This is a genomic window from Chitinophaga varians, from assembly GCF_012641275.1.
In the GTDB taxonomy this organism is placed as follows: domain Bacteria; phylum Bacteroidota; class Bacteroidia; order Chitinophagales; family Chitinophagaceae; genus Chitinophaga; species Chitinophaga varians_A.
Genome location: NZ_JABAIA010000003.1, coordinates 359912 through 384611 on the forward strand (window position 1 = coordinate 359912; position 24700 = coordinate 384611).

Annotated in this window: 20 protein-coding genes; 11 read left to right on the forward strand and 9 right to left on the reverse strand. The window is 50.1% G+C overall.

Translation table 11 applies throughout. The features are described from left to right. The first annotated feature begins 81 nt into the window (after positions 1–81). From HGH92_RS24895 to HGH92_RS24910, 4 genes are read left to right on the forward strand one after another with little or no spacing between them, the layout of a single operon-like run. The gene (locus tag HGH92_RS24895) at positions 82–1776 is read left to right on the forward strand and encodes a cyclic peptide export ABC transporter (protein WP_168873523.1); all 1695 of its coding nucleotides are present in this window, start codon (positions 82–84) and stop codon (positions 1774–1776) included. A 1-nt stretch (position 1777) separates the two neighbouring features. After that, on the forward strand, positions 1778–2488 hold the full coding sequence (locus HGH92_RS24900; RefSeq protein ID WP_168873524.1) for a thioesterase II family protein: 711 nt from the start codon (positions 1778–1780) through the stop codon (positions 2486–2488). 17 nt (positions 2489–2505) lie between these two features. Beyond that, positions 2506–4995: a TonB-dependent receptor domain-containing protein gene (locus HGH92_RS24905; RefSeq protein WP_168873525.1), complete on the forward strand. Its 2490-nt coding sequence runs from the start codon at positions 2506–2508 to the stop codon at positions 4993–4995. A gap of 30 nt (positions 4996–5025) precedes the next feature. Beyond that, on the forward strand, positions 5026–5859 hold the full coding sequence (locus tag HGH92_RS24910; RefSeq protein ID WP_168873526.1) for a hypothetical protein: 834 nt from the start codon (positions 5026–5028) through the stop codon (positions 5857–5859). On the opposite strand, the gene HGH92_RS24915 is transcribed toward HGH92_RS24910, so the two are convergent. From HGH92_RS24915 to HGH92_RS24925, 3 genes are read right to left on the reverse strand one after another with little or no spacing between them, the layout of a single operon-like run. Then, complete coding sequence (locus HGH92_RS24915) at positions 5860–7056, reverse strand: winged helix-turn-helix domain-containing protein (protein WP_247655049.1); 1197 nt, start codon at positions 7054–7056, stop codon at positions 5860–5862. Positions 7057–7087: 31 nt separating this feature from the next. After that, entirely contained in the window at positions 7088–7429 is a 342-nt protein-coding gene (locus HGH92_RS24920; RefSeq protein WP_168873527.1) for a HopJ type III effector protein, read from the reverse strand. A gap of 42 nt (positions 7430–7471) precedes the next feature. Then, positions 7472–10600 (reverse strand): AsmA family protein, encoded by a 3129-nt coding sequence (locus HGH92_RS24925; protein ID WP_168873528.1) that lies wholly within the window; start codon positions 10598–10600, stop codon positions 7472–7474. Between the two features lie 244 nt (positions 10601–10844). Between HGH92_RS24925 and HGH92_RS24930 the strand changes: the two genes are divergently transcribed. The 5 genes from HGH92_RS24930 to HGH92_RS24950 all read left to right on the forward strand — a co-directional run bounded on the left by HGH92_RS24930 (position 10845) and on the right by HGH92_RS24950 (position 15892). Beyond that, positions 10845–11708 carry an NmrA family NAD(P)-binding protein gene (locus tag HGH92_RS24930; RefSeq protein WP_168873529.1) on the forward strand — a complete coding sequence of 288 codons (864 nt, stop codon included), beginning with the start codon at positions 10845–10847 and terminating at the stop codon, positions 11706–11708. 5 nt (positions 11709–11713) lie between these two features. Next, entirely contained in the window at positions 11714–12643 is a 930-nt protein-coding gene (locus HGH92_RS24935; protein WP_168873530.1) for a helix-turn-helix domain-containing protein, read from the forward strand. A gap of 99 nt (positions 12644–12742) precedes the next feature. Further along, positions 12743–13501 carry an ABC transporter ATP-binding protein gene (locus HGH92_RS24940; protein ID WP_168873531.1) on the forward strand — a complete coding sequence of 253 codons (759 nt, stop codon included), beginning with the start codon at positions 12743–12745 and terminating at the stop codon, positions 13499–13501. A gap of 11 nt (positions 13502–13512) precedes the next feature. Further along, positions 13513–14871, forward strand: a complete 1359-nt coding sequence (locus tag HGH92_RS24945; RefSeq protein WP_168873532.1) for a hypothetical protein — start codon at positions 13513–13515, stop codon at positions 14869–14871. A 178-nt stretch (positions 14872–15049) separates the two neighbouring features. Further along, the gene (locus HGH92_RS24950) at positions 15050–15892 is read left to right on the forward strand and encodes a YwqG family protein (protein ID WP_168873533.1); all 843 of its coding nucleotides are present in this window, start codon (positions 15050–15052) and stop codon (positions 15890–15892) included. Between the two features lie 45 nt (positions 15893–15937). Here the strand turns inward: HGH92_RS24950 and HGH92_RS24955 are convergent, their stop codons facing one another. Then, positions 15938–17824, reverse strand: coding sequence for a hypothetical protein (locus HGH92_RS24955; protein ID WP_168873534.1), 1887 nt, complete (start codon positions 17822–17824; stop codon positions 15938–15940). Positions 17825–18004: 180 nt separating this feature from the next. After that, on the reverse strand, positions 18005–19588 hold the full coding sequence (locus HGH92_RS24960; protein WP_168873535.1) for a right-handed parallel beta-helix repeat-containing protein: 1584 nt from the start codon (positions 19586–19588) through the stop codon (positions 18005–18007). 275 nt (positions 19589–19863) lie between these two features. Between HGH92_RS24960 and HGH92_RS24965 the strand changes: the two genes are divergently transcribed. Further along, entirely contained in the window at positions 19864–20370 is a 507-nt protein-coding gene (locus HGH92_RS24965) for a hypothetical protein (protein ID WP_168873536.1), read from the forward strand. Positions 20371–20514: 144 nt separating this feature from the next. Here HGH92_RS24965 and HGH92_RS24970 read toward each other — a convergent pair whose 3' ends face one another. The 4 genes from HGH92_RS24970 to HGH92_RS24980 form a co-directional block, all read right to left on the reverse strand. After that, entirely contained in the window at positions 20515–21273 is a 759-nt protein-coding gene (locus HGH92_RS24970; protein WP_211092740.1) for a basic secretory protein-like protein, read from the reverse strand. Positions 21274–21333: 60 nt separating this feature from the next. Beyond that, complete coding sequence (locus HGH92_RS34090) at positions 21334–21468, reverse strand: hypothetical protein (RefSeq protein WP_262888811.1); 135 nt, start codon at positions 21466–21468, stop codon at positions 21334–21336. Positions 21469–21506: 38 nt separating this feature from the next. Further along, a complete protein-coding gene (locus HGH92_RS24975; protein WP_168873537.1) occupies positions 21507–21866 on the reverse strand; it encodes a SnoaL-like domain-containing protein in 360 nt (119 codons plus the stop codon). A gap of 106 nt (positions 21867–21972) precedes the next feature. Beyond that, positions 21973–23364 (reverse strand): B12-binding domain-containing radical SAM protein, encoded by a 1392-nt coding sequence (locus HGH92_RS24980; RefSeq protein ID WP_168873538.1) that lies wholly within the window; start codon positions 23362–23364, stop codon positions 21973–21975. Between the two features lie 252 nt (positions 23365–23616). Between HGH92_RS24980 and HGH92_RS33645 the strand changes: the two genes are divergently transcribed. Then, positions 23617–24687: a hypothetical protein gene (locus tag HGH92_RS33645; protein ID WP_211092741.1), complete on the forward strand. Its 1071-nt coding sequence runs from the start codon at positions 23617–23619 to the stop codon at positions 24685–24687. Positions 24688–24700 lie beyond the last annotated feature (13 nt).

Genomic DNA, 24700 nt, shown 5'->3' on the forward strand with positions numbered 1-24700 from the left:
GAAAAGCTGCCCGGGGCTTCGGCCCGGGCGGCATCCCTTTTTCATATTTTATTGTTTAACCATTTTTAGAATCCGGGACGTATGAGATTAATAAGCTTGCTTCAGAAAAAATCGAAGTTGTTTTACATCCTGTTATTATTGCTTGGGATGATCAACAGCGTATGGTCTATGGGCCTGTTGTTACTGATCAATAGTAAGATTGCGGGGACCGATCTGCCGTTTGTAAAAGGATACGACTGGCAGATATATGTGGTCATGATACTGGTGTCTTTTATTACCGCCAGGGCCTTTCAATCCTATACGATCCGGCTTACCTACGAATTGGGGAATGATCTGGGATTGTCTATTTTTGAGAAACTGCGCTTTTCAGATTATGAAGAATATGTTAAGCTGGGAGAAGAAAAAGTTCGGACCGCCACGGCAGATGTCACTACGCTGCAACGGTTCCCCAATGTTTTTATAGAAACATTTAACTCCATTGTGATGGTGCTGATCGGCCTGACCTATTTGTTCTACACCAATTTCTTTGGCGCGTTGCTCATCCTTGGCGTGCTGTCTACGCTGGCGGTGGTGTATTATATCCGGAACCTGTCCATCGCCAGGGACCTGAACACCGTGCGCGACCTCGCAAACATATACCAGCAGAATGTCAATGATTTTCTGCGTGGTTTTAAGGATGTGAAGATGAGCATCACGCGAAGCGATAATATCTTCCTGAAATATATCTCCCGGAACAGGAACAGGGTAAAGGAGCTCACCATTAAAACACTGATCAAGTATATGGGGAATGAGCTGATGGGGAATTATTTATGGTACCTGTTGATTGGTATTATCGTTTTCCTGTTGCCCGTTATCTTGCATATGACAAACGTGGCAAGCAACCAGTTTGTGGCCACCCTGTTATACCTGATGGGGCCAGTAGGGATTGTGGTGGCGCGTATCAGCGAGTTTACGCAGATGCAGATAGCTGTTGACCGGCTGGAGCAGTTCCATGATAAGATCAATGCCTCCAAAGCCATATCTATCGGCCATGGCGACCTGCCCGCCGCAGATGACAGGTTCGACAACATCCGTTTCGAAGGCGTTACGTTTGAATATTATGATGAAAGAAGAGCGGAAACTTTCCGTTTAAAACCACTGACCCTCGATATTAAAAAAGGAGAAAGCATTTTTATTACCGGTGGCAACGGCAGTGGTAAAAGTACTTTCGTGAACCTGCTGACAGGCCTGTATGTGCCGCATGCCGGCACCATCTCGCTGAACGGCCGGGTGATCACTGACAGAACATACCCGGGCTACCGCAACCGTATTGCGGCCATCTTCACGGACAGCCTTCTTTTTAATGAAAACTATGACGGCCTGGAACTGGAGCCGGACAATGAGCGGTTGATGTTCTGGCTCCGAAAGATGGAGCTGGAAAAAATTGTCGTGTTTGACCAGGATAAAAAATCGATTAAAGCTGATCTCTCCAAAGGACAACAGAAGCGGCTGGCATTGATCTATGTGATGCTGGAAGACAAAGATGTGATTGTGCTGGATGAATGGGCCGCAGAGCAGGACCCTGTGTTCAGGGCATATTTCTACAAGAAAATTATTCCTGAGTTAAAAGAGATGGGAAAGACCGTTATTGTAGTGACCCATGACGATACCTATTTCGATTGTGGCGACCGGCTGATAAAATTCGACTATGGCAATATTGTCAGTGATACCAAAGTGAATGCGGTCAATGAGCTGCAGCATGCTGTAGGAGAAAACGATGTTCAAAAAAGCATTTGAGATGTTACAGAAAACCAAACTGATATGTATTCCGTATGCAGGCGGTAACAGTTACTCTTTCCGTGACCTGCAACCTTTTTTAGGCAGGCACATAGATATGGTGACGCTGGAGTTGCCGGGCCGCGGCAAGCGGCTGGCAGAGCCGTTGTTGTCTGATATGCACGCGATGGCCGCCGACCTTTACCAACAGCTGCTGCCACACATAAGATCGCCCTATGTGCTGTATGGCCATTCCATGGGCGCCATGCTGGGCAACCTGCTGGTACACCGGTTGAAAGGGGAGTGGAAACAACTTCCGCTGCATTTCTTCGCTACCGGTTGTGCAGCACCTGTATTTAATGACCAGCGCAGGCAACTGCACCTGTTGTCAGACGAGCAACTGATGTCGGAGTTGAAAACGATGGGCGGCATGCCGGATGCTTTGCTGGCCGATCCGGAGCTGATGGAGTTTTTTCTGCCCGTGATCCGGGAAGATATGAAGGCGCTGGAAACCTACCGGTACCAGTCGCAGGGCAAATACAGCACCGGTATTACCGTCATCACCGGGGCCACCGAGGAAATCAGTGCCAGCCAGACCGCCGGATGGGCGCTTGAAACGGAGCGGGACGTCCGTACACTGCGTTATCCCGGCAACCATTTCTTTATTCTTCATCAGTTCCAGAATATAGCCATGCTCATCCGTGACGTGGCGTTAACCCCTCAACAAAGTTGAAAAACCCTTTTAATAAAATGTACACAACTATAGAAAACACTATCATGATGCCCCGTTCCCCAAAACGCCAGATCAGACAATGGATGTTGCCGTTGGTATTGCTGATGTTATCGGTTGCCGCCAGTGCGCAAACCGGTAAAATAACCGGTCAGCTGCGCGACGGGGCACAACAGCCGGTCGTTGCCGCCACCGTACTGCTCAAAAAAGCATCGGATTCTTCACTGGTGAAAGTGACCCTGTCGGATACCACCGGTAACTGGCAGCTGGAAAGTATTCCCTTCAACCGTTATTTTGTTACCGTCACCTATATAGGATACAAAGAGTGGAACGGCCCGGTTTTCAGCCTGGACCAGCCCCAGGTGGCACTGGACAATGCCGTGCTGCAATCAGATGCCAGCAACCTGAAAGGGGTGACGGTAGCCGCTAAAAAGCCGTTTATAGAGCAACAGCTGGACCGTACCGTTGTCAACGTGGAGTCCTCTGTCATGGCCGCAGGAGGCAGCGCCATGGAGGTGATGGAGAAGTTGCCCGGCGTGATGGTAGACAAGAACGGGGGCATCTCCATCAAAGGAAAACAAGGCGTAAAAGTGATGATAGACGACAGGCCTGCATACCTCTCCGGTGCGGAACTGACCGCCTTCCTGCGAAACCTGCCCGCCTCACAGCTGGAACAGATTGAGATCATGTCTAACCCGCCCGCAAAATATGACGCGGCCGGCAACGGGGTGATTAATATCAAAAGAAAAAAAATAAAGACCGGCGGATTTAACGGAAACATTGTACTTACCGCCTTACAGGGAAAATATCCCGGTACTACGCAGAACCTCAACTTTAACTACAGCAACAGGCATATTAATTTTTATGGAAATGCCGGCTATAGCTACCGGAAGAGTTTTGAAGATTATTATATAGTCCGTAACTTCCGTAACGGTGACGATAAAATCACCAGTATTTATGATCAGCATACTTACACCAAAACAACAGGGCAGAGTGCTACCGGAAAGCTGGGCCTGGATTATTATGCCAGCACCAAAACGACCATAGGCGTGGCGGTGGGCGGGTTTCATAATCCCTCCTCCTCATCCAGTACCAACAATACCCTGTTAAAAAACGGTGACGGCACTATGATAACCCGCGTAGACGCACCCGCTACCACAAAAGGCAAATGGGACAATATGGAAGCCAATGTTAGCCTGAAACATGTATTTGATACTGTAGGACATGACCTGGTGGTAAACGCCGACTATTTGTCGTACAACAGCACCAGCGAACAACATTTTGATAACCGTTACTACAGGCCCGACAGCAGCGAGGCAGCGCCACATAAGCTGTTCCTGGCAGATCTGCCGGGGAAAATTAATATCTACAGCCTGAAAGCAGATTATACCCGTCCGCTGTCATCAGGTACCCGCCTGGAAGCAGGCCTGAAAACATCGTTTGTCAATACGGACAATAATGCACAGTATTTCGATGGCGTAGCCGCCGGCTGGAAAAAGAACGATACGCTGAGCAATCATTTCCTCTACAGGGAAAATATCAACGCGGCTTACCTGAACCTCCGGCATCAGCACGACCGCTGGGAGTTCCAGGCAGGCCTCCGGGCAGAGCAGACCTGGCTGAAAGGGGAACAGAAAAACAACGGACAGACCTTCTCCCGTAGCTATCTCCAGTTTTTTCCCACCGCTTTCATAGCTTATGATCTTGATAAGGAAAGCAAGGTGACACTGACTTATGGCCGGAGGATAGAACGGCCGGATTACCGCAGTATGAACCCGTTCCGTTTCTACCTGGACCAGTACACGTACAACGAAGGGAACCCTTATCTGAACCCGCAATACAGCCATAACATAGAACTGGGCTACAGTGTATGGGAGGGGGCGTTAACGGCCACGCTGCTGTACAACCGGACAACGGACATTATCCAGGACGTCATCCTGCAGGACGCCGCAAAGAATGAAACCTATCAGCGGCCGGAAAACCTGAACACCCGCAAAGTGCTAGGCGCCAATATCAATGCCCAGATACCTGTTGGCGATAACATGGCCACCGTTATCTACATGGACTATAACGATTACGACTACTCGGGCACGCTCAATAATGAACCGTTCCGGTTGAAAGCCGGTGTCTTCACCGGGCAGCTGATGCAGCAGGTGAAGTTGAAAAGCGGCTGGGGATTTCAGTTTATGGGCATGTGGTCTTCCCGCAGCATTGATGGCACGTTTTTGGTTCAGCCAATTGGCTCCTTACATGCAGGCATCCAGAAAGATATCCTTGGCAAACAGGGCACTGTCCGGCTCAGCGCCTCTGATATCTTCGGCTGGAACAGGTACAACGCTGCGAGCCGTTATCAGAATATTGATATCGATATGCGCGGAAGATGGCAGTCGCAGGTGTTGAAACTTACATTCACCTACCGTTTTAATAAGAATGATAAAAAAGACGTGACAGACAAACATGAAAGTGCAGCGTCCGATGAACAGAAAAGGGTTAAGACGGAGAAAAAGTAGCATCATTTTTAAGACCCTAATATTTTTATCATGATCAGAATGTTGAAGTTGTCAGTGACCGTTCTATTGATGTTACTGAGTTGTTTTTCTTTAAAAGCGCAAAATGGCAGGACACCGGGCGGTAAAGAAGACGTAGTGCTTATGCTGAGTGGAGAAGAAAAGCACGGAAAGATCACTGAGATGCAAACCAACACGGTTAAATTTATTCATTCCGGAGAAACACTCGTGTATGAACTGAAAAAATCGGACATCAGCAAGATTACCTTCAGCAGCGGAAGGGTGGAAGTGTTCAGCGCTCCCGCGACTAACACGGCCAAAGCGCCGGTTGACAACAGCCGGCCTATAGAATCCGGGCTGGTGGCCATCCTGCCGTTTAAGTATATCGCTGTCAATGAGCCGTTGCAACAGGTCACTGAAAGAGGAGAGAAGTTACAGAACGATACCTATGTGTACCTGAGCAAAAGGAGCGGCCAGTACAGGTTCCAGGACCCAAACACCACCAACGCGCTGTTGTACAGGAACGGCATTGATATGAATACCATCAAAGGATACACGTACGATGAGCTTTGCAGGATATTGGGCGCTGAATTTGTTTTACAGGGCACGCTATCCCGCAGCGTAAAGGAAAGCGTTAACTCTTCCGGTTCCAGCACTACAAAGGTGGAGGGCAATAAAAGGCAAAACGATAATTCTACCAGTACCACTGTTGAAAACCAGTATGAGAACGAAGTGACCCTGGGTATTTTCAATAAACAGAATGAGCGGATATTTTCCAACAGGCGTACCGCGTTTTTAAACAATGAAGGGTCATACCATGATGCCCTGCATTATATGCTGAAAAGAAGCCCTATATACAATAAGTAATCAAAAGGCTTCTTTAATGGCTTTGACCAGTTGTTTGTGATTTGATTTTTTTATGTCGATGTCCCTGCATTGGTTGAACGTAGCGAATGACCTGACTGCCTTGGCGATTTTGCTGATCATCGGCTGGCTGAGTGTCACCGGCTCTGCATGCAGGTTGTGGACGGTCAGTACACGGTGTTTACGGTCGGCCTTTGCATCCATTCTGGCCACAAAGGTATCACCTACCAGTACAGGCAGTGAAAAATATCCGTACTTGCGTTTGGCCTGGGGAACAAAACATTCTATCTGGTAGTCAAAATCAAAAAAGTCTCTTAACCGGTGCCGCAGCACATTTAAGGTATCGAACGGAGAGAGAATAAATGCATCACCGCTCAGCTTTATTTTTTTGTCTGTGTAATCAGGCAACATATAAAGGGGAGCGGTGTTTTGTCCTTTGATACTGACAGGGCATACTTCCCCTTCCTCCACCATTTTATCCAGCGTTGTTTTTGCCGGGTTGTCTTTGGCGTAATGTCCGCGCCAGGCGATGTCTTTGGCGTACGCGATGCCCAGCGCCTGTAAAGAGCGGCGGATCACGTACCGCGCATATTCTTCCGGGGTGGGCATAGTGGTGTCCACATCTGCCGGAAGAAGGTTTTTAGGCAGGTCATAAACCTTATGGAAATTTTTTTCGCGGGTGCACATCAGGCTGCCGTCGAGGAACAGCCGCTCCAGCGCCAGCTTTGCCGGCCGCCAATCCCACCAGCCGGAACTGGCTACCGGACGGTCGTTTTCAAAATCCTTCACCATCAACGGGCCTTCCCGGCCAATCCTGTCCAACACTTTGTTCATGAGGTTGATCTCCGGTTGTGTCAACGGTTTTCTCCGTGACAAAAAGCCCGCTTTGACCGGCAGCGAGAAGCGGAACTCATGCATAGGAATATAGCCGGTGCCGTAAGTGAAAAATTCAAAGATGCTTCCATCCGCCATCAGCTCGTCAATCCATTCCGGCTTATAGTCCGGCACGCGCGCAGCGATAGCATGATGATGTGCCCGCTCCACCACATAGTTGGTGTCAATCTGGATAAAACCAAGATGGTCGATCAGTTTGTAGACGGCCTCGATCCCTTTGCCGAACTGGCCTGGTTGCGCCAGGCCTGCGGCATGAAGGATGATTTTTCTGGCTTGCGGAGCGGTGAGGATATGTTGCTGCATCATGACAGCAAAATAAGAAAATTTTCAGCGTTCTTTACCGGGAGGTGAGCGCCTGTCCTTCAAATACCACGCCTGCCCATCCATGGGCCATAAACTGCCGGATGTTTTGGTGGTCATCGCCGTTGGGCGTATTTAATACGGACTGATAGTGTTCTGCAAACAAGCTGAGGGTATCTTCCTTTGAAAGATCGTTTAACTGAGCGAAAGCAAAAACCCTGGCGCTGCCCTGGTTCTGGGTGGCTTCATTGTAAGTGTCCCCGTTTTTAAAGGCTGTTGGCTGATGGTGGTACTGACTGTCGATAAACTCAATCACTGATTTAAACTGGATGGCGTTGTCCTTCAGTTTTGCTATTAATGTCGTTAACTGTTCGTTCATTCGAAATAAAGTTTTTTAAGATAATGTGACGTGTGTTGAAGGTTATTCTTCGGTATCGGGTGTTTCTTCCAGTTGTTCCTTATCATCGCCCCTGCGCAGTTTTACCTTCGGGTTGCTCTGCGTGCCGGTAACGTTAAAAGGAATGCCCAGGATGCCGAACGGCGGCAGGCCCAGTCGGCCTTTCAGGTTCAACCGGCCATCCATGCTCACCTGTCCTTCGAAGCGGGGACGGAAACCGGCTACACGCAGTTTGGTCCTTTCGATGGTGATGATGTTATTGCTGATGGAGGATTTGATATCTACTTTGGAAACATCCGGGTCTTTGATGTCTGATTTGCCGGTGGACTGGCTGACGGCGTTCATCAGCCGGAAACCTTTCAGCTTTATTTTTTTGACAGACAATACGCCGCCACCTTTCAGGGAAGGATAAACGGGGTTCATGTTGCCGTCCAGTTTACCGCTGAGGCGATAATCCAGGCCTACGATGCCGCTGGCGCTGGCGGCTGAACTGGCCATGTCCCGGAAGATTTTGATTTCATTATAGGCGCGGCGGATATCAAATTCTTTTGCAGTGATGTGGTAGTCGAAGGTGGCACGCTGCGGTTGAATGCAGGCGTAGGTGGCATCCATCTCTACCGGCGCACCGATGATATTAAAGCCGGTTTTGTTGAGCGCTACTTTTCCGCTGTCGAGCACCAGTTGTCCATGGAAGCTATCGATGTTCATGCCTTTGAAGCGTATCCTGTCGGCGGCCGCATTAAGCGTCAGCGCCAGGTTGGCGGGCAGCATGATCACGCCGGAGGGGGCGCTGGTTTTGGCAGGCGTGGCGGTAGCCGGACTACTATTGGACATCAGTTCATCTACCAGCACATAATTGCTTTTGAAATCGAAGTTACCGTGCAGTGTTTGGTTTTTTGCGGTGAGATAACCAATCACGTTACTTAAAAAGCCGTTCATGGTGAGCTTCGATTTACCATAGGTGGCGATAAAGGTATCGAACCACATTTTGTCCTGGTCGAACCGGAATATGCCGTTGCTGATATGGAAAGGGAGGGGGAACATGTCTGACTGGAGCACAATGTCGCGGACAGTCATTTTGCCCCGGTTGTTTAGTTTGCCGTAACGTCCGGCGAGGGCGTCGGCCTGGGTGCCGCTGAGGGCCAGGTTGGTCTGGACAAAACCTTTCAGGTCATATCCCTGTAGCGCAAATACTTTATAGATGGCGCCAAGATCGATAGTGCCGTTGGAGGTAATGTTGTACCGGAGGTTATCGAAATTGCTAAGGTCTGCTTTCAGCAGGAAAGGGTTTCCTTCAAATTCGAAGGCGACGGGTTTCACGTCTACCTTCAGGGAGCTGAGCGTGCCGGTGGTATTGGTAACGGTGGCGTCTACATTGATTTTCTGGATCGGTTTCGGATAATATTTTGTTTGCAGCGTACCGTTGTTCATGGTGAGCGTGGCGGTAGTTACCGGGAATAGCCGCTTTGCCGGCACATAGCTGCCTTTGGTATTGATATCAATATGCAGGGCGCCGGTAACGTCGAGGCTGTCCATGGGATAGAACTGTTTGACGTCGCTCAGTTGCAGCACAGAAGCCAGTTGCGCGTCTACAACGGGCGCCTGGGCGTTGCTGAAACGCAGGTGCCCTTTGATATAGTTGCTGAGCAGGTTGGCGTTGATATTGTCGATGTTGAAGTGCGTGTGTGCGAGGTCGTTGTCCGGGCAATTGGCCGCCACCTGAAAGCTGATGTTTTTAAGGGCTTCGGGCAGGGAGGCCAGTTTGAAATAACCATCGTGGAAACCGGCCTTCAGATCGAAGGATGGGATACTGCTGATAACCGTGTCCGGGCGTTGTTTGGGGCCACGGTCCACAATACGGGTGGCATAGGGGCCGTCGGCCAGCATATGGGCCTGCAGGCGGCCTTTCACGTCAAAGGACTGCCAGCCCATGGCTTTGCTCCATTTTTCCAGGTCCAGGTCTGTATTTAATTTGAGATGGATGTCTGGTGTCTTCAACCCTTTTACCCGTATCACGGAGCTGAAATAATCTTTATCGATGTTGAAGAAGATAGAGTCTACATTCAGATATAGGCTGTCGGTATTCAGTTGCGCCAGCCTGGACTGAAAATTCAGGAACAGGTTTTTAATGGGCGCAGGCGCTTTCGGGTTAGTGATCACGCCATTACGGACCTGCATATTAAAAGTCAGGTTGGGCATGGTATTGGTTTCCGCGATGTATTCACCAATTAAACTGGCGTTTACGTCTGCGGTGCCTTCCACATTGGTATGCTGCATCCAGGTGAGATATTCGGGTGGCAGCGCGCCGAAAATGGCGTGCAGGCTGGATTCCATGGAGCTAAGCCGGAAGTCCATTTTGTAGCCGTTTTTCAGGAAGGCGAAAGCGCCTTTCAGTCTTACCGGCAGGTCGTTTATTTTCAGGTCATTTCTTTCAAAAACAAAATCCAGGGAGTTGGTATTGATCTTGGTGATCAGTTCCCCGTTCAGTTTTTTGGATAAGATATAGGAGGTGTTGTTGTAGGTAAAATCCAGGGAGCCGATATTGATTTTAGAGTGCAGGTCAAAGACGGCTTTGGAGAGGTCTCCTTTTCCGACATAGTTCACCTCTTTGGCTTGCAGGTACATGGGGAGCGACTGGTCATCGTAGATAAGGTGACAGTGTTCAATCTGTATCCTTTCTATTTTCATGGAGGCGCTGCCGCTGTCCGGTTTGTTTGGTGTGGTGGCGGGAGCGGATTTATATACGTTATAATTGGGATGGCCGCTGGAATCCACCATGATATGGATTTTCCCGTTGGTCAGGTATATCTCGTCGATGGTGATGGCATCGGAGAATACGCTTTGCAGGTTTACGCCCAGGGCCACTTCGTTGCCGGCGATCAGCGTGTCCTGTTGGAAAGGCGCTCCGCCTTTGAGGCTAACATCGTACAGTGTCAGCGTCAGGGCAGGGAAGTGGTTAAAGAACGATAACCGGGCTTTGGAGAAATTCAGCTCCCCGGTGATGCTGCTGTTGGCCCAGGTCTTGATTTTGTTTGCCACGGCATCCGGAAACAACATCGGCAGCAAAAACAATAACGCCAGTATAGCGGCTAAAGATATCGAAGTAATTTTTAATATTTTTAATGCAACTTTTTTAATGAAGGCATTACGCATAGCAATCCGGGTATATATTTAAGCGGTGCCGGCATATGGCCTGTAGGATGGCACATATGACTGACAATTTTTATTACGGTTCCGGGGCGAAGGTAGTGCTTTTTTAACTGTAGGGCTCGCAGACAGGACGGTTTTCAAAAAGACAACGTTTATTTATTACATAGATTCTCCTATAACCTTCTGAGATCTGAACACTTTTAGCGGCTCGTTCCGGGTGACCTTTGGGCACATAAAATTTTTAGCAATGAAAATCGTACTTACCGGCTCTCTCGGACATATCAGCAAGCCGCTCACGGAAATACTGGTGAAGGAAGGACATGAAGTGACCCTCATCACGACAGACATCAGCAAACAGGCGGCCGTACAGGCGATGGGCGCCCGGCCCGCCGTTGGCCGTATCGGCGACCGGTCTTTCCTCGTGAAAGCCTTTACAGGCGCAGATGCTGTTTATTGTATGAACCCGCTGGACTTCACCTCCAGAGATGTCGGGGAATGGGACCGGAACATGGACAATTATGTTCATGCCGTCCGGGAAACAGGCGTAGGGCGCGTAGTCGTGCTTACCGGATGGATAGCGCACCTGTTGCAGCGCGTACAGCCGGAGAAAAAGTTTGAGGCGCTGAACGGCGTGTCCGTTACATTTGTAAGGCCAGGGCCGTTCTACAGTAACTTCTATCACCTGAAAGACATGATCCGCCACCAGGGCAGGATAGCGTCTAACTATGGCGGAGAAGACATAGTGGCCTTTGTGGCCCCGGAAGACATTGCTGAGGCCATCGCGGAAGAGATCAATACCCCGGCAACAGCGGGTTTGAAAACCAGGTATGTGGCCAGCGAGGAACTGACCTGTAACCAGGCGGCCCAAATTATCGGAGAAGCGGTGGGCATACCGGGCCTCCAATGGGTAACGCTGCCGGCAGACCAGGTGCAGCAAGGGCTGCAAGCCAGCGGCGTATCGCCTGAAGTGGCCGCATTATTGGTGGAAATGCAGGAGCATATGCACAACGGGAAAGCACAGCAGGATTATTATCTCAACAGGCCTGCATTAGGAAAAAGAAAATTAAAGGACTTCGCCAGGGAGTACGCTGCCTGGTACCATCAAAATTAAATGTTATGGCTGGAAATCCGCCCCTGAAGGTAAAAGGCATTCATGGCCTGTCGCAACTGAGAAGCCTGCCGGAAGCAAAACATCCGCTGATCAGCGTTGTCAATATTGCTGATTTAACAGACGGGACCCGGAGCTCGGACATCACGATGACCACCGACTTTTACTTTATCAGTATGAGCCGGTTCACCCAGGCCTGTCTGAAAATGAGGTATGGTCAGCAGGAATATGATTTTGATAAAGGAGTAATGAGCTTCATGGCGCCGGGGCGGGTGTTTAGCTTCAATGCCTGCCGGGAAGATGAAATAAACCAGTCCGGGTGGTTGCTGCTGCTCCATCCGGACTTTCTGTGGCGTCATCCGCTGGCCCCGAAAATAAAGCAGTATGAGTTCTTCGACTATTCGGTAAACGAAGCGCTGTTCCTGTCGGAAGAGGAGGAACAGACGGTATGCGGACTGTTCAGGAATATTGAACGGGAGTACCAGGCCAATATCGATCAGTTCAGCCAGGGGATTATTATTTCCCTCATCGAAACGTTGCTGGGATATGCAGAAAGGTTCTACCAGCGGCAGTTCATTACCCGCAAAATCACCCATCACGGTATTGTAGACCAGCTGGAAGCATTGCTGGAGAAGGCATTTACGCCGGAAGTGCTGGAAGAGAAAGGGATACCAACAGTAAAGGACATATCAGGGCAGCTCAATATATCTCCCAATTACCTGAGCGGACTGCTCAAAACACTGACCGGCAACAGTACGCAACAGCATATACAGGAAAAGCTCATCGAAAAAGCAAAAGAGAGGTTAACCATGACTGATTTGTCGGTAAATGAAATAGCCTTTGAGTTGGGGTTTGAATATCCGCAGTCATTTTCCAAACTGTTCAAAACAAAAACGAATATCTCACCGCTGGAGTTCAGGAAGGCCAGCAGGTTTTAGCGGTTCTTATCAGGCAAAAAGTTTTGGAGGCGGTCCCCTCAATTTTTGTATATTAATACAGTTGTACCGGGTTAGCCCCCTCCATTAAACGAATTTTATATGCTTGATAACAGTATCCTTGACCTCACAGATATTTCCAAATCATATGATAAGAAGGTTGTCCTGGACAAAGTGAACGTCACCGTGCAGGCGAACGACTGCATAGGGTTGTTAGGGCGAAACGGGGCAGGGAAGACCACCTTGATAAAAATAATACTGGGGCTGCTGGGCGCCAGTTCCGGCGAAATAAAATATTTCGGGGGAGCGTCGTTAAATAATGACGTTAAGAAAAAGACCGGGTTTTACATCGGCCAGGAATATTTGCCGGAAGAACTTACCGGGTTGCAATACCTGCAGTTCATCAACTATCTGTATAATGGAAAAGCCAGGCAGTCAGATGAAAACTTATTGAACCTGTTTGAGTATTTCTTTGAAGAGCGGGAGAGCAGCAAAAAGATGATCAGTGGCTATTCATTTGGCATGAAACAAAAGACCGGTATCTGTGCGGCACTGGTAAACCAGCCACAGCTGCTGATTTTAGACGAACCTTTCTCCGGTCTGGACGCTTTCAGTTGCCGGCGGCTGATAGAATTTATCAATAAATATAAACAGCGTGCCACGGTGGTGATCTCTTCCCACGATCTCACTTTTATCGAAAAAATTTGTGACCGGCTGCTTATCCTCGAAAAGAGCCGGGTTGTTTATAATGATACCCTTGTCAATTTTACCACGAGCGGCAAAAGCACACTGGAAGATTCGCTGTTTACATTACTGCGCCCGCAGGATACGAGCGATGAAAAGATCAACTGGCTTGTTTAATTACCCTGTTCATGAAACTTCTTTTATTTGTTTGCAGACTCAAGGCTATTTCGCTGGCCAAAGGACGTGACGACCTTGACGGATGGTTTGGCACTTTCCTGATGGTCATTTTAGCGGGTGTGGCATTGCTATACGGGCTGGCCACCGGTTACCTGTTCCGGTACCTGCATGCCCGTCAGTATTTTGGGGTGGACTGGTTAATGGTCCGGTTGGCCCTGATTATCGGGGCGCTGATACTGTTGAAAGGGTATTTTCCGGAGAATGTTATGTTCAGACGGGTTTTCATGCGTACCTACCCGGTGGGGCTATGGAAAAAAGCGATTATTCAGTTGTGTTACGATCTGATATCTCCCTTTTTCTTACTGTTGCTGTTATTTCTGGCGGCTTTTTATTTCTCTTCCGGGACAGTGGCAACGGGTTATTTTTTATACCTGGCAGGCAGTATGTTGGTTTACCATCTGCTGGAAAGGATCGTGAAAATACAGCAGGCCGGGACATGGATGTTTGTTCATTCGTCTATAACGTTGTTGGTTACAGGGACCATTATATTGCTTACGCTCTGTTTGAAGCTGCCGTTGTGGGTATTGGTTATCATACAGCTGACGGGATTGATGGTGCTGGTGACCTTGTTTGTAAGCATATACCAGCGGCAGGAGGTGATGGACGCCAAACAAACGGGGCAATCGGCTGATAGCAGGTCTAAAAGTTTTGGTCAGCTTATTTTTACGGCCGTCATCAGGAAAAAGACAGTAAAGACCACGCTGCTCATTGGCATTTTATTCAGGTTGTTATTGTCGGGGGTACTTATTGCAGCGGCCTCTAAAAACAGGTTGCCAGCGTTTAAAGACAATTATTTTATTTGGGCGATAGTCTGTTCACCGGTGGCTTTGTTTAATTATGTGTTCAACAATCTTGTAGGATATGTGCCACAGGCTTATTTTATGATAGGCTATGTGCAATCGCCGGGGAAGCTGTTTTGGGCTTATTGTCGTGGCATCGGTAAGTTGTTGCTGCTGGATTTTGTAGTGTCATTGCTGCTGTGCTGGTACATTGCTCCGTCTGCGAACATGTTCGTCTTTTTGTTGTTTGTCTATCCTGACAGCATAGCCCTGGGTTTTATCTCTTCTTTATTGCTTCCGAAGAAAGTGACGAAGACCTTCGATATGATGGGGTTCCGGTCTAATACTTCCATTGTTGCCGGGGCGATACTTGCCTTCCTGATTATAGGAATGTTTATGGCGATAAAGCAGTTGTCATTAATGTTGCTGATACAGGGTGGTTTTATGGTGGCCGTGCTGCTTTTGTATTTACGCTGGCACAAAAAAGGGATGGATAAGATGCTGCAATCCCTGGCAGCAGAAGTGTTTTAGCTATGCGCAATTTTTTTAACCCGGCAGGTGTGCCCCAGGTAATCACGGGGCAGCCGATGTAAAATCAGGTGTCCTGTTGTGCTGCCAATTCCTTAAAAATACGAGTATCCCTTCAGGTTATAATTCAGAAAAAAAACTGACAAAAGATTTTATCTTTAGCCAGTTTTACAACTATACCATGAATAAACAGGAATTTTACGCCGCGTTAACCGCCAGCAATTTAGACAAACACAAACCCCGGTTTGAAGCCGTCATGAAAGACACCATCAGATACTACCTGACGCCCATCCACGACTACAATGATGTGCCCATTGGCAGTTCCAGGATAGGCGGTACGCCCGATCTTCCGGAGCATATGCCGTGGCCGGCGGACAATAAAGGCAACCCGCTGTCATTTATTGCACAGTTGGACCTGCAGGAAATAAAACCTTTCGACACTTATCAGCTGCTTCCTGATACCGGCTTTCTCTTTTTCTTTTATGACGCAGATCAGGCTATGGGCGGGTATTCCATGGAGGAAAAGCACCTGTTTCGCGTGCTCTATTTCGACGGCCCAAGGGAGGATCTCCAATGCCCCGATTTCCCTGAGTCATTGAGCGTACAGTTTGGCCCGTGTTCGCTTACCTGCGAAACACAGGTGTCCATGCCGTTCAGACGGAGTAAGGCTTTGTCCTTTCTCGGCGACGGGGAAAAAGGTGTCTACCGGGAGAAAGTATGGAAAGAGGGGGAGAGCAATAAAACATTCGGTCACGCTGACATACTGCAAGGAGAGATGGAGGAGTTCTGCCAGATCGTTACCCATAAAGATTTTACCGGTGACTTCGGGAAGTTTGACGGTCCGGAATATGCAGGCGTGATGGCCGATGCCAAAGACTGGTTATTGTTGTTACAGGTGGACAGTAACGAGGGTGATGCCAGCATGATGTGGGCCGATATGGGCCGCCTGTATTTCTGGATCAGAAAACAGGATCTGGAGAAAAGGAATTTTGACGACTGCTGGTGCGTATTACAGGATATGTAATATAAAGATATGAAGGGCCGGCATCAAACGCCGGCCCTGTTTGTATTATCTCTTGTCCCCGCATATTCGGGCTGCACCTTCCACCAGGCAATGGTAGGGATTGAACCCGCTCAGCTCCATTGCGCTGGACACTGTTCCAAGAAAAGCCCGCCTGATAGCTCCTCCGGCAAAGGTGTCCAGGGAATAGGTGCTTCTGAAGTGGCGGTCTGTGTCCACAAAGATACGGGCATGCGTATCACCGTTCCGGCCATGGTCCCCGATGAGCAGGTGTGTCCATATCCTTCCTACCAGCTCTTTTAAATGGGAGATGACCTCCGTGTGTTCCGCTTTAAAATCGGCCAGTGCTTCATCGAAGAACAGGCACCATTTACCGGAGAGGGACAGTATTTGCTGATCGTCGTCTGCAACGGTCATACAGTCGCTCAGCACATCGTAGGCGGCGTTGTGGCACCGTAGATATTTTGCTTCGTCATAGGAGCCTTCAAGCAGGGACCTTTTAAGGGTGCGGGCCGTCAGCTCCGCCACATCTGCCCTGGCGGTGGTCCATAACGGGTGCCAGTCATCAGTATGTAGTTGATCTCCGGGCAATGTATGGGCGACGATATTTCTTTCTCCGGGCAAGGGACGGGCAAACGCCGACTTTATTTCCGGGTTTCCCTGTGCGAGGCCGTCCAACTGCGCCCTGATCAGGTATCTGGGGATGATCGCGTACCAGAGGGCGCTGGCCATAGACATTTCCCCCACGTCGATATGTCCTTCTGCACCGCAATCACATTGGAACACTTCATCTGTAACAGCCGCCATGGCATGCGCGTACCCCACGATGCCTTTGCTGCCGGCTGCGCACATGGCCACCAGCGCTTCGTTCAGGCCATCGCCCTGAACAGCGTCAAAAAGTATGTCTACCGCTTCATCATAACGGATAAGGTTATCGACTGCACGCCTGATCTTCCCGCATTTCCTGGTAGCCAGGAAAACGCCTGTCTCGTCAGCAAGGTGACGGTAACCTTCAGCACCCAGGCCTATGCGGTGATACCCGATCATGGCCGCTTCCCACCATCGCATGGTCATAAATTCAATGGGGGTGACAGGTCCTTTGCTGTCGGCAAGCAGTTTTTCCAGTTCGCCGGTGGCTCTTTTCATGGTTGCCGCAGTGACGGCCTTACGGGCCTGCATAAACGCCGCACATATCACGGCGTCCCTGATGGCGGGTGTGACAGCAGAGCCTCCCAGGCAGGCCAGTCCTTCGTTCATCGCCCTCAGGTAAATATCGATATCACCCAGCCCAGGATCATCTGCTGACCCCACGAAATCACTGCCGGTGGTAAGGCACATGATAGAGCCTCCCAGATCGTGTATGCGGCCATCGTTGATACGAACAAATTGCCATGCCAGTGCGCTGGAGAAGAAATCCCGTATCATCATCGGCGTGGCGTATTCCATTTTGTCCGATGCCTGTTTGCGGTATTCCCGCCAGAGTGCCTGTACTTCGTTGCCTTTTTTGGGGATCAGCCGGCCAACTTCCGGTATCCATTTGCCGTACGTTGTTTTCCCGACAGCGACGGTGGCCGCTGCCAGCGCCGCTGCGGCAGCCATCGGGCCGGACGATAAAGCCTGCTGCAGGCCTTTTGAGAACGTGGCATCAAAAGCAAGCCGGCACATCTCATCGCCTACCGGCGTTGTGGGCACTTTCTCCGACAGGTAGGGAACATACCCGGGTGCTGCTATCACCTGTGTGTAGGGCGCACTTCCGGGAGGCGGGTTGTTGGGCCGTTTTTCACAAAGGGACATCAGTGCCCGGATGTGTGGTTCATCATCTGCGATCAGCAAACATTCCCGGGCGCTCCAAATGTCTGGCGCAGCTGTTTTTATATAAGTACGGTGATGCAGGATTTGTTCGTCGGTAAGACGTTCCAGAGGATTGGTGGACATAATGTGTGGTTTTGAGGACGATGGTTATTTTGAGTACTGTTTAAAGTTAATACATAGCTGCGATATTATTTCATTAAAAAGGAAGGGAGTATCCGGGCTATTGCCGGCTGGCAGAGGCTGTCAGCAATCAGTAAGCCCCGCCTTTGAGGAAGCGGGGCTTACTGATTTTGTAACGTTTCATTACTCCTTTTCCGCTGCGCCGATGGTGGGCGGGCTGCTGCCGGAAACCGGCAATCCAAAGAAGTCTTTTCCGCCATTGTTGCTGATGAGCGTTCCCGCATGGATAGCAGGGGAGGCCGGCGAAAGTTTGTACCCGCTGAGGGTATTGATACCGCTGCCACCTGTGCCGGCGGCTATCAGCAGCGGATTGCCCTGCAGGGCGCTGCTGTCAATGGCGGCTTTGGCGCCGGGATAATAAAGATTGTGCTGGTACACGATGTTGGCCTGGTCATCGAACTGAAGCTTAGGGGCATAAAAGATATTGTTCCGGAAGGCCAGTCCGGGGTGAACGCCTGTGCCACCGGCCCTGTCCAGCACCCCGATCATGGTATCATTGTAGAGGGTATTGTTGTAGAAGTAAATAGGGACTGTTTTCCCATTGGGATGGCCGTGCAGTTCAAATGTCCTGTAATTAAAACCATTGCCGTCATTCTGGCTGATGTTATAACGGAGAATGCCGTACGTAAAATCAGGACCGGGATCGCCCATATGTAAAAAGAAGCCGCCGGCATTGTCATGCGAGTAATTGTACTGGATGATGGTGTAGCCGGGGCTGCTCAGGTCTATGTCGAACGCTTCGGAATCCATGGAGGAATAAGGCACCGGGTTGGTCAGCCGCGTATAGGCGACTTCGTTATACTGGATGGTCATGTCCTTGCCGCGGCCCCATAAGCCGGCCAGCACGATGTTCATGTTCACCCCCAGCGTATAGGCGCCGGCGTTCAGCACCCGGTTATGTTCTATCATTACATTTTTAGCGGTGTACACGATGATGCCTTCCAGTGCGCTGCTATCGATCACATTTTGGCGGATGACCACATGGTTGTTGTAAAAGGTGGTGTCCTTGTTGCTGCCGTCGCCCATGAGGATGCCCCTGGAAGAGCAGCGGCGGAGCTGATTGCCTTCTATGAGCAGGCTGTCGAAATAGCCCTGTGTGGCATTGGAGCGCACGAAGATACCGCCCTGCATATGGCGGTTGGTGATGGGCATGCCTTCCACATCGTGTATATCATTGTTTTTGATGGTGATACCTGGGTAGACACCTGCGGTGGCAAGGGCTACATAGATACCGCACAAGGCCATGTCCGGCGGGCGTACCGCACGCGGGTGACTGACATCGAAATTTTCGAAGGTGAGATACCGGGCGTCCTGGATAAGTACGGCTGACAAGGTGCTGTTGTTACCGGTGATCCGGGGCTTTTCTCCCGATCCATAGGCGCCAAAGGTAATGCGGGCATCGACGGTACCGGAACTTTTGATGACCAGGGTGCCGGTCCACGCGTCACCTCTTTTAAACAGTACCGAGTCGCCCGGCTGGAAGGTGACCGTGTTTACCTTACTGAGCGTTTTCCATGCTGTGGCGGGGGACAGGCCGTTGGCGGAGTCAGAACCATTGCTGTCTACGTAGTACCGGTTGGTGGTGACAACGTTATCACTGGGATGATGCGGCCCGTCTCCGGGAGTCCATTTTTTGTAGCAGGAGCTTAACAGCCCGGTTTGCAGGAGCATCATTCCCAGGAGGAATGTTTTCTTGGTGTTTTTCATATGTGGAATGCTTAAGTGGAACAGTGAAAATGCGTGGGCCGATTGATGGGAGTAAAGCTATGCGCTGACCACCGTTTCCTGCAAACAGAAACGCGGTAAAAACGAAGACAAACTTTGAACAAAGTATGATCAAAGTCTTAACGTGTTTAGCGTCAATTAATTGTTTGAATGTTGGTTTGCGTTTCCCGGGGTGTTTTAACTTGGAAAAAGGTCTTACATTCGTTCGCCGGACGCGAAATAGCGGCGGTATTGTTAACCAAATAAACTATATACTTATGTCTTATCTTCAAAGCACCGATATTGCCACCCCGCAGGGACCAGTGTTTGTGGAGGAGTTACAGGAGGGAAACGAGCTACAGGCCGCCAGTCTGAACGGTCATGTATTTTCCTGGCAAACGCGCACAGTGCGTATGGACATGGGCGTTAGTGAAAGTATGGCAGCCTGGATTCACTTTAATAATGGCAGAGTGATGGTGACCGGTCTAAATCAGTTGTTTCTGTTAAACACCGGGCAGCTCATGAAGGCAAAAGACCTCGCTGCCGGCACAAGCCGGTTGATGGACCAGAACGGAAACCCGGTAGACCTGACCGAGGTGTCCATTGGCGCCTGCAGAGGGGCGTTTTATGGCGTGGCAGCGGACGCTCCCTATGCCGGAAATATGGATGGCCATCTGTTGTTATCGAATGGTGTTATCACCGGTGATCTCATCCTGGAGATGAACGCAGAAGACCTCTTCGCCAAAGGTATGCTGGCGAAGCCTCAGAACGCGCAAAAAATATAAGCACTATGATGCAGGGTTACCGGCCAGGCCTTACAGGGCTGCCGGTAACCTGTAGTACATATCATTGCCTGAATAGTTGATCGACTGTTCATCATTCCCTGGTTAGAGAATAATAACGGCAATGCTATGATATCTTTCCCTGGATTATAAAGCCGGATTATTGGAGTAGTCTGCCCACAGCTGATCTACTGATTTGCCGGTGAGCTGGTTCCATGTATTGGCGGAATAGGTCTTGTTGCGGAGCGCCGTGTTCAGGTCGTCCACAATGGTGGCCCTCACATGCCGTTCCAGCCATACGAGGAAGCGCGCTGTTACGCGGTATGCGTCTGTGTAGGACTGGGAAGAAGACCAGGCGGGGAGCGACCAGCCCGCAGGACCGTTGTTCACACCATATTTATAGCGTACATAGTCGGCGATGCCTTCGGTCAGCCAGCCGGGCGTACCACCGGTATAGGCCTGCACGATGTGCATTACCTCATGGGTGAGCACATCCACGTCCTGCGGATGATTGGCCATCCAGGCGGCGCTGTAGGTCACCGTGGTGCCTGACGTATAGGCCACACCGTTGTAGCTGGGATCGATGACAAAAGTTACCTGTTTGGAAGCGCCTGTGTAAAATCGATTTAGCAACGTGGGATAAATACTAAAGTACATATCCACGAATTTTTGACGGGTGGCATCGTCAAAATTACCGGCATTATTGGTAAACGTAAGTTTGTACCCATTGCTGGTATAAATAACGGTGCCGACTGGCGTGGTGGAGGCGACTGCTACCTGTTTTTCGGTGGCTAACGTGGTTTGTCCGGGTTCCTGTGGTCCGGTGAGTGATGATTTGCTACAGGCAGAAAAAATAAAAAGAGAAACGGCACTGAGTGCAATGCATAACGGGTTTGGGTGTCTCATCAGATGTTGGGTTTCGTAGGGGCAGATAAACGGTCGATCAATAGTAAGTTATTGATAACTTCAGAATAATCCTATACCATCAGCAGAACCTGACAATTTGGTGATATTGCCGGATAGCGGACGGGTGGCGTACTTCAGTGATTCGTCAGTTGCTGCGGCGTGGCCGCGTGGAAGGAGGTTTTGCAGCAATATCATCCCGGATTATATAAAGAAATGCCCCGCAGGGCATTTCTTTATATAAAGAACTGTTCTGAAATGATCTTGCCGTCTTTTACCTGGTACACACAAAGTTCACGTACGCTTTCCCGCTCTCTGCCCTGCATTTTAATGTCCATGGTCAGCACAAAGGCAATGGCGTTGCCGGCAACCAATGGTGTGGAAACAGTGGTGCCATACCGGGCTTCGAGCATAGCGTTGAATTTTTTGTCTTTCTCCTTCAGCGCTGCCAGTCCCTTGGTTTCACGGTCGAAACCAGGGATGTCATGAGGCTCTATGCTGACGGCGTCATCTGCATACAGTTCTTTTTGCGCAACACTGAACTGTTCTTGCCGGCAAAGCTCTGCCAGGCGCGCGGCGATTTGTTCTACAGTCATAACGGGAGGGTTTTATGGTCTGAAATAAAATTAAAGAATTATGATTGTTTTTCCTCCCGATGACTTTGCTGCAACTGAAAACACCGCTTGAATTCAGGAGCATGCGTTAAGCCGGTACCGCCAGCCCGCAGCTTTCCTTTTCCTGGCGCAGCACCGGCGCTACGGCGTTTACACCGTTTTTTCGTTTCGTCATATCGATCGGATAGTTTTTCCTCATGCGTTTACAGGAGTAGAAACTATTCATAAACACAGACAGCAGCAACGCTCCCCATCTGAGGGTGAATATGCCGCGCAGTATCCGTCTGCCGGCGTACCAGGGCGAGAAGGATTTTTTCCATAACGTTCTGTGGGCGCGCAACAATTGTTCGGCATCGATTTTTTTCGGTGTAAAGGCAACGTTATAGCCGTTATAAAAATTCCAGTTTCTGTCTTCCAGTATTCTGTCTTCTTTTTTTAAGGTGTGATAGATGGGCGTGCCTCTGAACGGCGTCATGATGCTCAGGAAAGGAACGTCTATGCCTATCTCCATGAGCTGATCGGCCATGCGGACGATGCTTTGTTCATCATCATGATCGAAACCGGCGATGAAGCCTGCCATCACCGCTATACCGCGCTGACGGATGGCTTTCACGGCGGCGCTGTAGTGCGCGATTTTATTTTGCCGCTTGTTGGCGTCGGCGAGGGAGTCTGTCCCGAACGATTCGATGCCAAGGAAAACACCGATGCAGCCGGAAGCCTTCATCAGGTCCAGCAGTTCCGGGTCCTTAGCGATGTCCATACTGGCCTGCGTGAGCCACCATTTTTTCAATGGGATCATTTCCTGCAATAGTTCCCGGATATAGGGGCGCCGGATGGTGAGGTTGTCGTCCCAGAACCAGACTATTTTCCGTTGCCACCAGTAATCGAATTGATCGTATCCGGCATCGCGCAGCACATCTTTGACAGGCCTCAGCCGGAAGCCAGGGTTGAGCGAGGGAACGGTACAGAAAGAGCAGGAGAAGGGGCAGCCCCTGGTGGCCTGGATGACTTTACGGATGAAGAACTTGTTGGGCAGCAGGTCGTACCTGGGCGTGGGGAGGTCCTGCATGTCGCAGGGACTGCCGGCGTATAGCCGTTTCAGTTGGCCTGCCGCTGCATCATTGATCAGCTGCGGCCATACGTTCTCCGCTTCGCCCGTGACGATGGCATCGAAATATTCCAGCGCTTCTGTTTGACAGTACGTCACATGCGGGCCGCCGGCCACCACTGTTTTCCCCTTTTTCCTGAACTCCACGGCCAGCGTATACGCCGCCATGGCAAAACCGCTGAAGAAGGAGATGGCGATCAAATCGGCGTCCGTGTCGGTATTGATCTTGTCCACCTGCTGGTGATATACATTCACTGTATGCGCCGCCGGGGTAATGGCCGCCAGGTGTATACCGGTGACCGGTGGTACAAAATCGTACTCATGGCCGAATTCGTATCGCTGTACATACGCGATGATAATATCTATTTTCATAGCATGTTGTTTAGAATGGCCATACGAAAATACGAATATACTTTGAAATACAAAGTACTTTTTATTGTAGTGGATTTATTTTCTGATGCTGCGGCGGAAGGGGAGGTAGCAGCTACGTACATCTACTGAGTTATCAAAATCGCTGTTTCTACGCTTACCGGCATGCCGGCAGGCGACTACTTTTGTACTGTCATTAACCGGTTAACCTCAAATGATTTTATTTAATCACACTAATTAAATTAACCCCCTTTTATGGACAGGCTTCTACCGGGACAATCGCTCCCAGTTGGCGGAACATTGACCGCCCCCAACGGAAAAACTACTTTAATACTTCAAGGCGACGGCAACCTGGTGCTGTACCGCACCGGCAACAAACCCCGCTGGGCTTCCAATACCGACGGCCGTCAGGTGGACATACTGGAAATGCAGCAGGATGGCAACCTCGTGATGTACGGTCCCGGCCACAGCTATGTATGGGACACGGGCACAGACCGCCACTACGGCGCCTGGCTCATATTACAGGACGACGGCAACCTGGTGATATATGATACCAACGGTAAAGCGTTATGGTCATCCGACACCTGGATAAGAGAACACAGCGTGCCCGGATTTACACCCAGCGTCAACGCTTTTCACTTCAGCAACAGCCGGTTTCCCGACTGCCCGCTGTTTAACCTGATACCGCCCATTCCCTTCGGCAATATCAAGATACCCATTGGCAACGCTTCAAACGGCGTATGCGGTGGCATGGTGTTCGTAGTACGTGACCTCTTTGAAAGTAAAATGCTGCCGCCGGCCACCACCACGTCTCCTTGTGGCGGCACCATGTACAACTACCTGGTGGACCGCTTTATCACCAGCTTCAACCTGCCTGGCGGCATCACTACCTATATGGCTTTGATGAACCCCGCCCTGCCGGACCATGAAACGGATATGAGCAAGATAGGGCTGGCGCCACGCGGCAGGGCCTGGCGCATGATCAAAGATGAATGGCCTAAAATGCAACGTAAACTGGACAGCAACCAGCTGGTGCCCCTCGCACTGGTACAAACAAAATCCCTCAACCCTGCCGACCTGGGTGAAAACCATGTGGTGCTGGTATATGGCTATGAGCTGGATGGAACAGATCTCTCCCTTAAAATTTACGACCCTAACTTCCCGGATGTAAATAATGCTACGATCAGCTTTTCTATAGCCAATCCCAACAATACCACACAGGTGTTCCGTTCACATGGCTCCAAACGTATCTGGTGTTTCTTTCAGCCTTTTTATACTTTCAGCAGGCCTACGTTTATACATGCGGCTACACCCATTGGCGGATAATGTCAGCCGCGGC

Excerpts from the sequence above, each read along its gene's own strand:
- HGH92_RS24920 (WP_168873527.1), bottom strand. The coding sequence starts at position 7,429 with ATGAACGAACAGTTAACGACATTAATAGCAAAACTGAAGGACAACGCC.
- HGH92_RS34090 (WP_262888811.1), bottom strand. The coding sequence starts at position 21,468 with ATGATATTGCTGCAAAACCTCCTTCCACGCGGCCACGCCGCAGCAACT.
- HGH92_RS24965 (WP_168873536.1), top strand. The coding sequence starts at position 19,864 with ATGTCTTATCTTCAAAGCACCGATATTGCCACCCCGCAGGGACCAGTG.
- HGH92_RS24940 (WP_168873531.1), top strand. The coding sequence starts at position 12,743 with ATGCTTGATAACAGTATCCTTGACCTCACAGATATTTCCAAATCATAT.
- HGH92_RS24955 (WP_168873534.1), bottom strand. The coding sequence starts at position 17,824 with ATGTCCACCAATCCTCTGGAACGTCTTACCGACGAACAAATCCTGCAT.
- HGH92_RS33645 (WP_211092741.1), top strand. The coding sequence starts at position 23,617 with ATGGACAGGCTTCTACCGGGACAATCGCTCCCAGTTGGCGGAACATTG.
- HGH92_RS24900 (WP_168873524.1), top strand. The coding sequence starts at position 1,778 with ATGTTACAGAAAACCAAACTGATATGTATTCCGTATGCAGGCGGTAAC.
- HGH92_RS24915 (WP_247655049.1), bottom strand. The coding sequence starts at position 7,056 with ATGATGCAGCAACATATCCTCACCGCTCCGCAAGCCAGAAAAATCATC.
- HGH92_RS24950 (WP_168873533.1), top strand. The coding sequence starts at position 15,050 with ATGAATAAACAGGAATTTTACGCCGCGTTAACCGCCAGCAATTTAGAC.
- HGH92_RS24895 (WP_168873523.1), top strand. The coding sequence starts at position 82 with ATGAGATTAATAAGCTTGCTTCAGAAAAAATCGAAGTTGTTTTACATC.
- HGH92_RS24975 (WP_168873537.1), bottom strand. The coding sequence starts at position 21,866 with ATGACTGTAGAACAAATCGCCGCGCGCCTGGCAGAGCTTTGCCGGCAA.
- HGH92_RS24925 (WP_168873528.1), bottom strand. The coding sequence starts at position 10,600 with ATGCGTAATGCCTTCATTAAAAAAGTTGCATTAAAAATATTAAAAATT.
- HGH92_RS24970 (WP_211092740.1), bottom strand. The coding sequence starts at position 21,273 with ATGAGACACCCAAACCCGTTATGCATTGCACTCAGTGCCGTTTCTCTT.
- HGH92_RS24945 (WP_168873532.1), top strand. The coding sequence starts at position 13,513 with ATGAAACTTCTTTTATTTGTTTGCAGACTCAAGGCTATTTCGCTGGCC.
- HGH92_RS24960 (WP_168873535.1), bottom strand. The coding sequence starts at position 19,588 with ATGAAAAACACCAAGAAAACATTCCTCCTGGGAATGATGCTCCTGCAA.
- HGH92_RS24905 (WP_168873525.1), top strand. The coding sequence starts at position 2,506 with ATGTACACAACTATAGAAAACACTATCATGATGCCCCGTTCCCCAAAA.
- HGH92_RS24910 (WP_168873526.1), top strand. The coding sequence starts at position 5,026 with ATGATCAGAATGTTGAAGTTGTCAGTGACCGTTCTATTGATGTTACTG.
- HGH92_RS24930 (WP_168873529.1), top strand. The coding sequence starts at position 10,845 with ATGAAAATCGTACTTACCGGCTCTCTCGGACATATCAGCAAGCCGCTC.
- HGH92_RS24935 (WP_168873530.1), top strand. The coding sequence starts at position 11,714 with ATGGCTGGAAATCCGCCCCTGAAGGTAAAAGGCATTCATGGCCTGTCG.
- HGH92_RS24980 (WP_168873538.1), bottom strand. The coding sequence starts at position 23,364 with ATGAAAATAGATATTATCATCGCGTATGTACAGCGATACGAATTCGGC.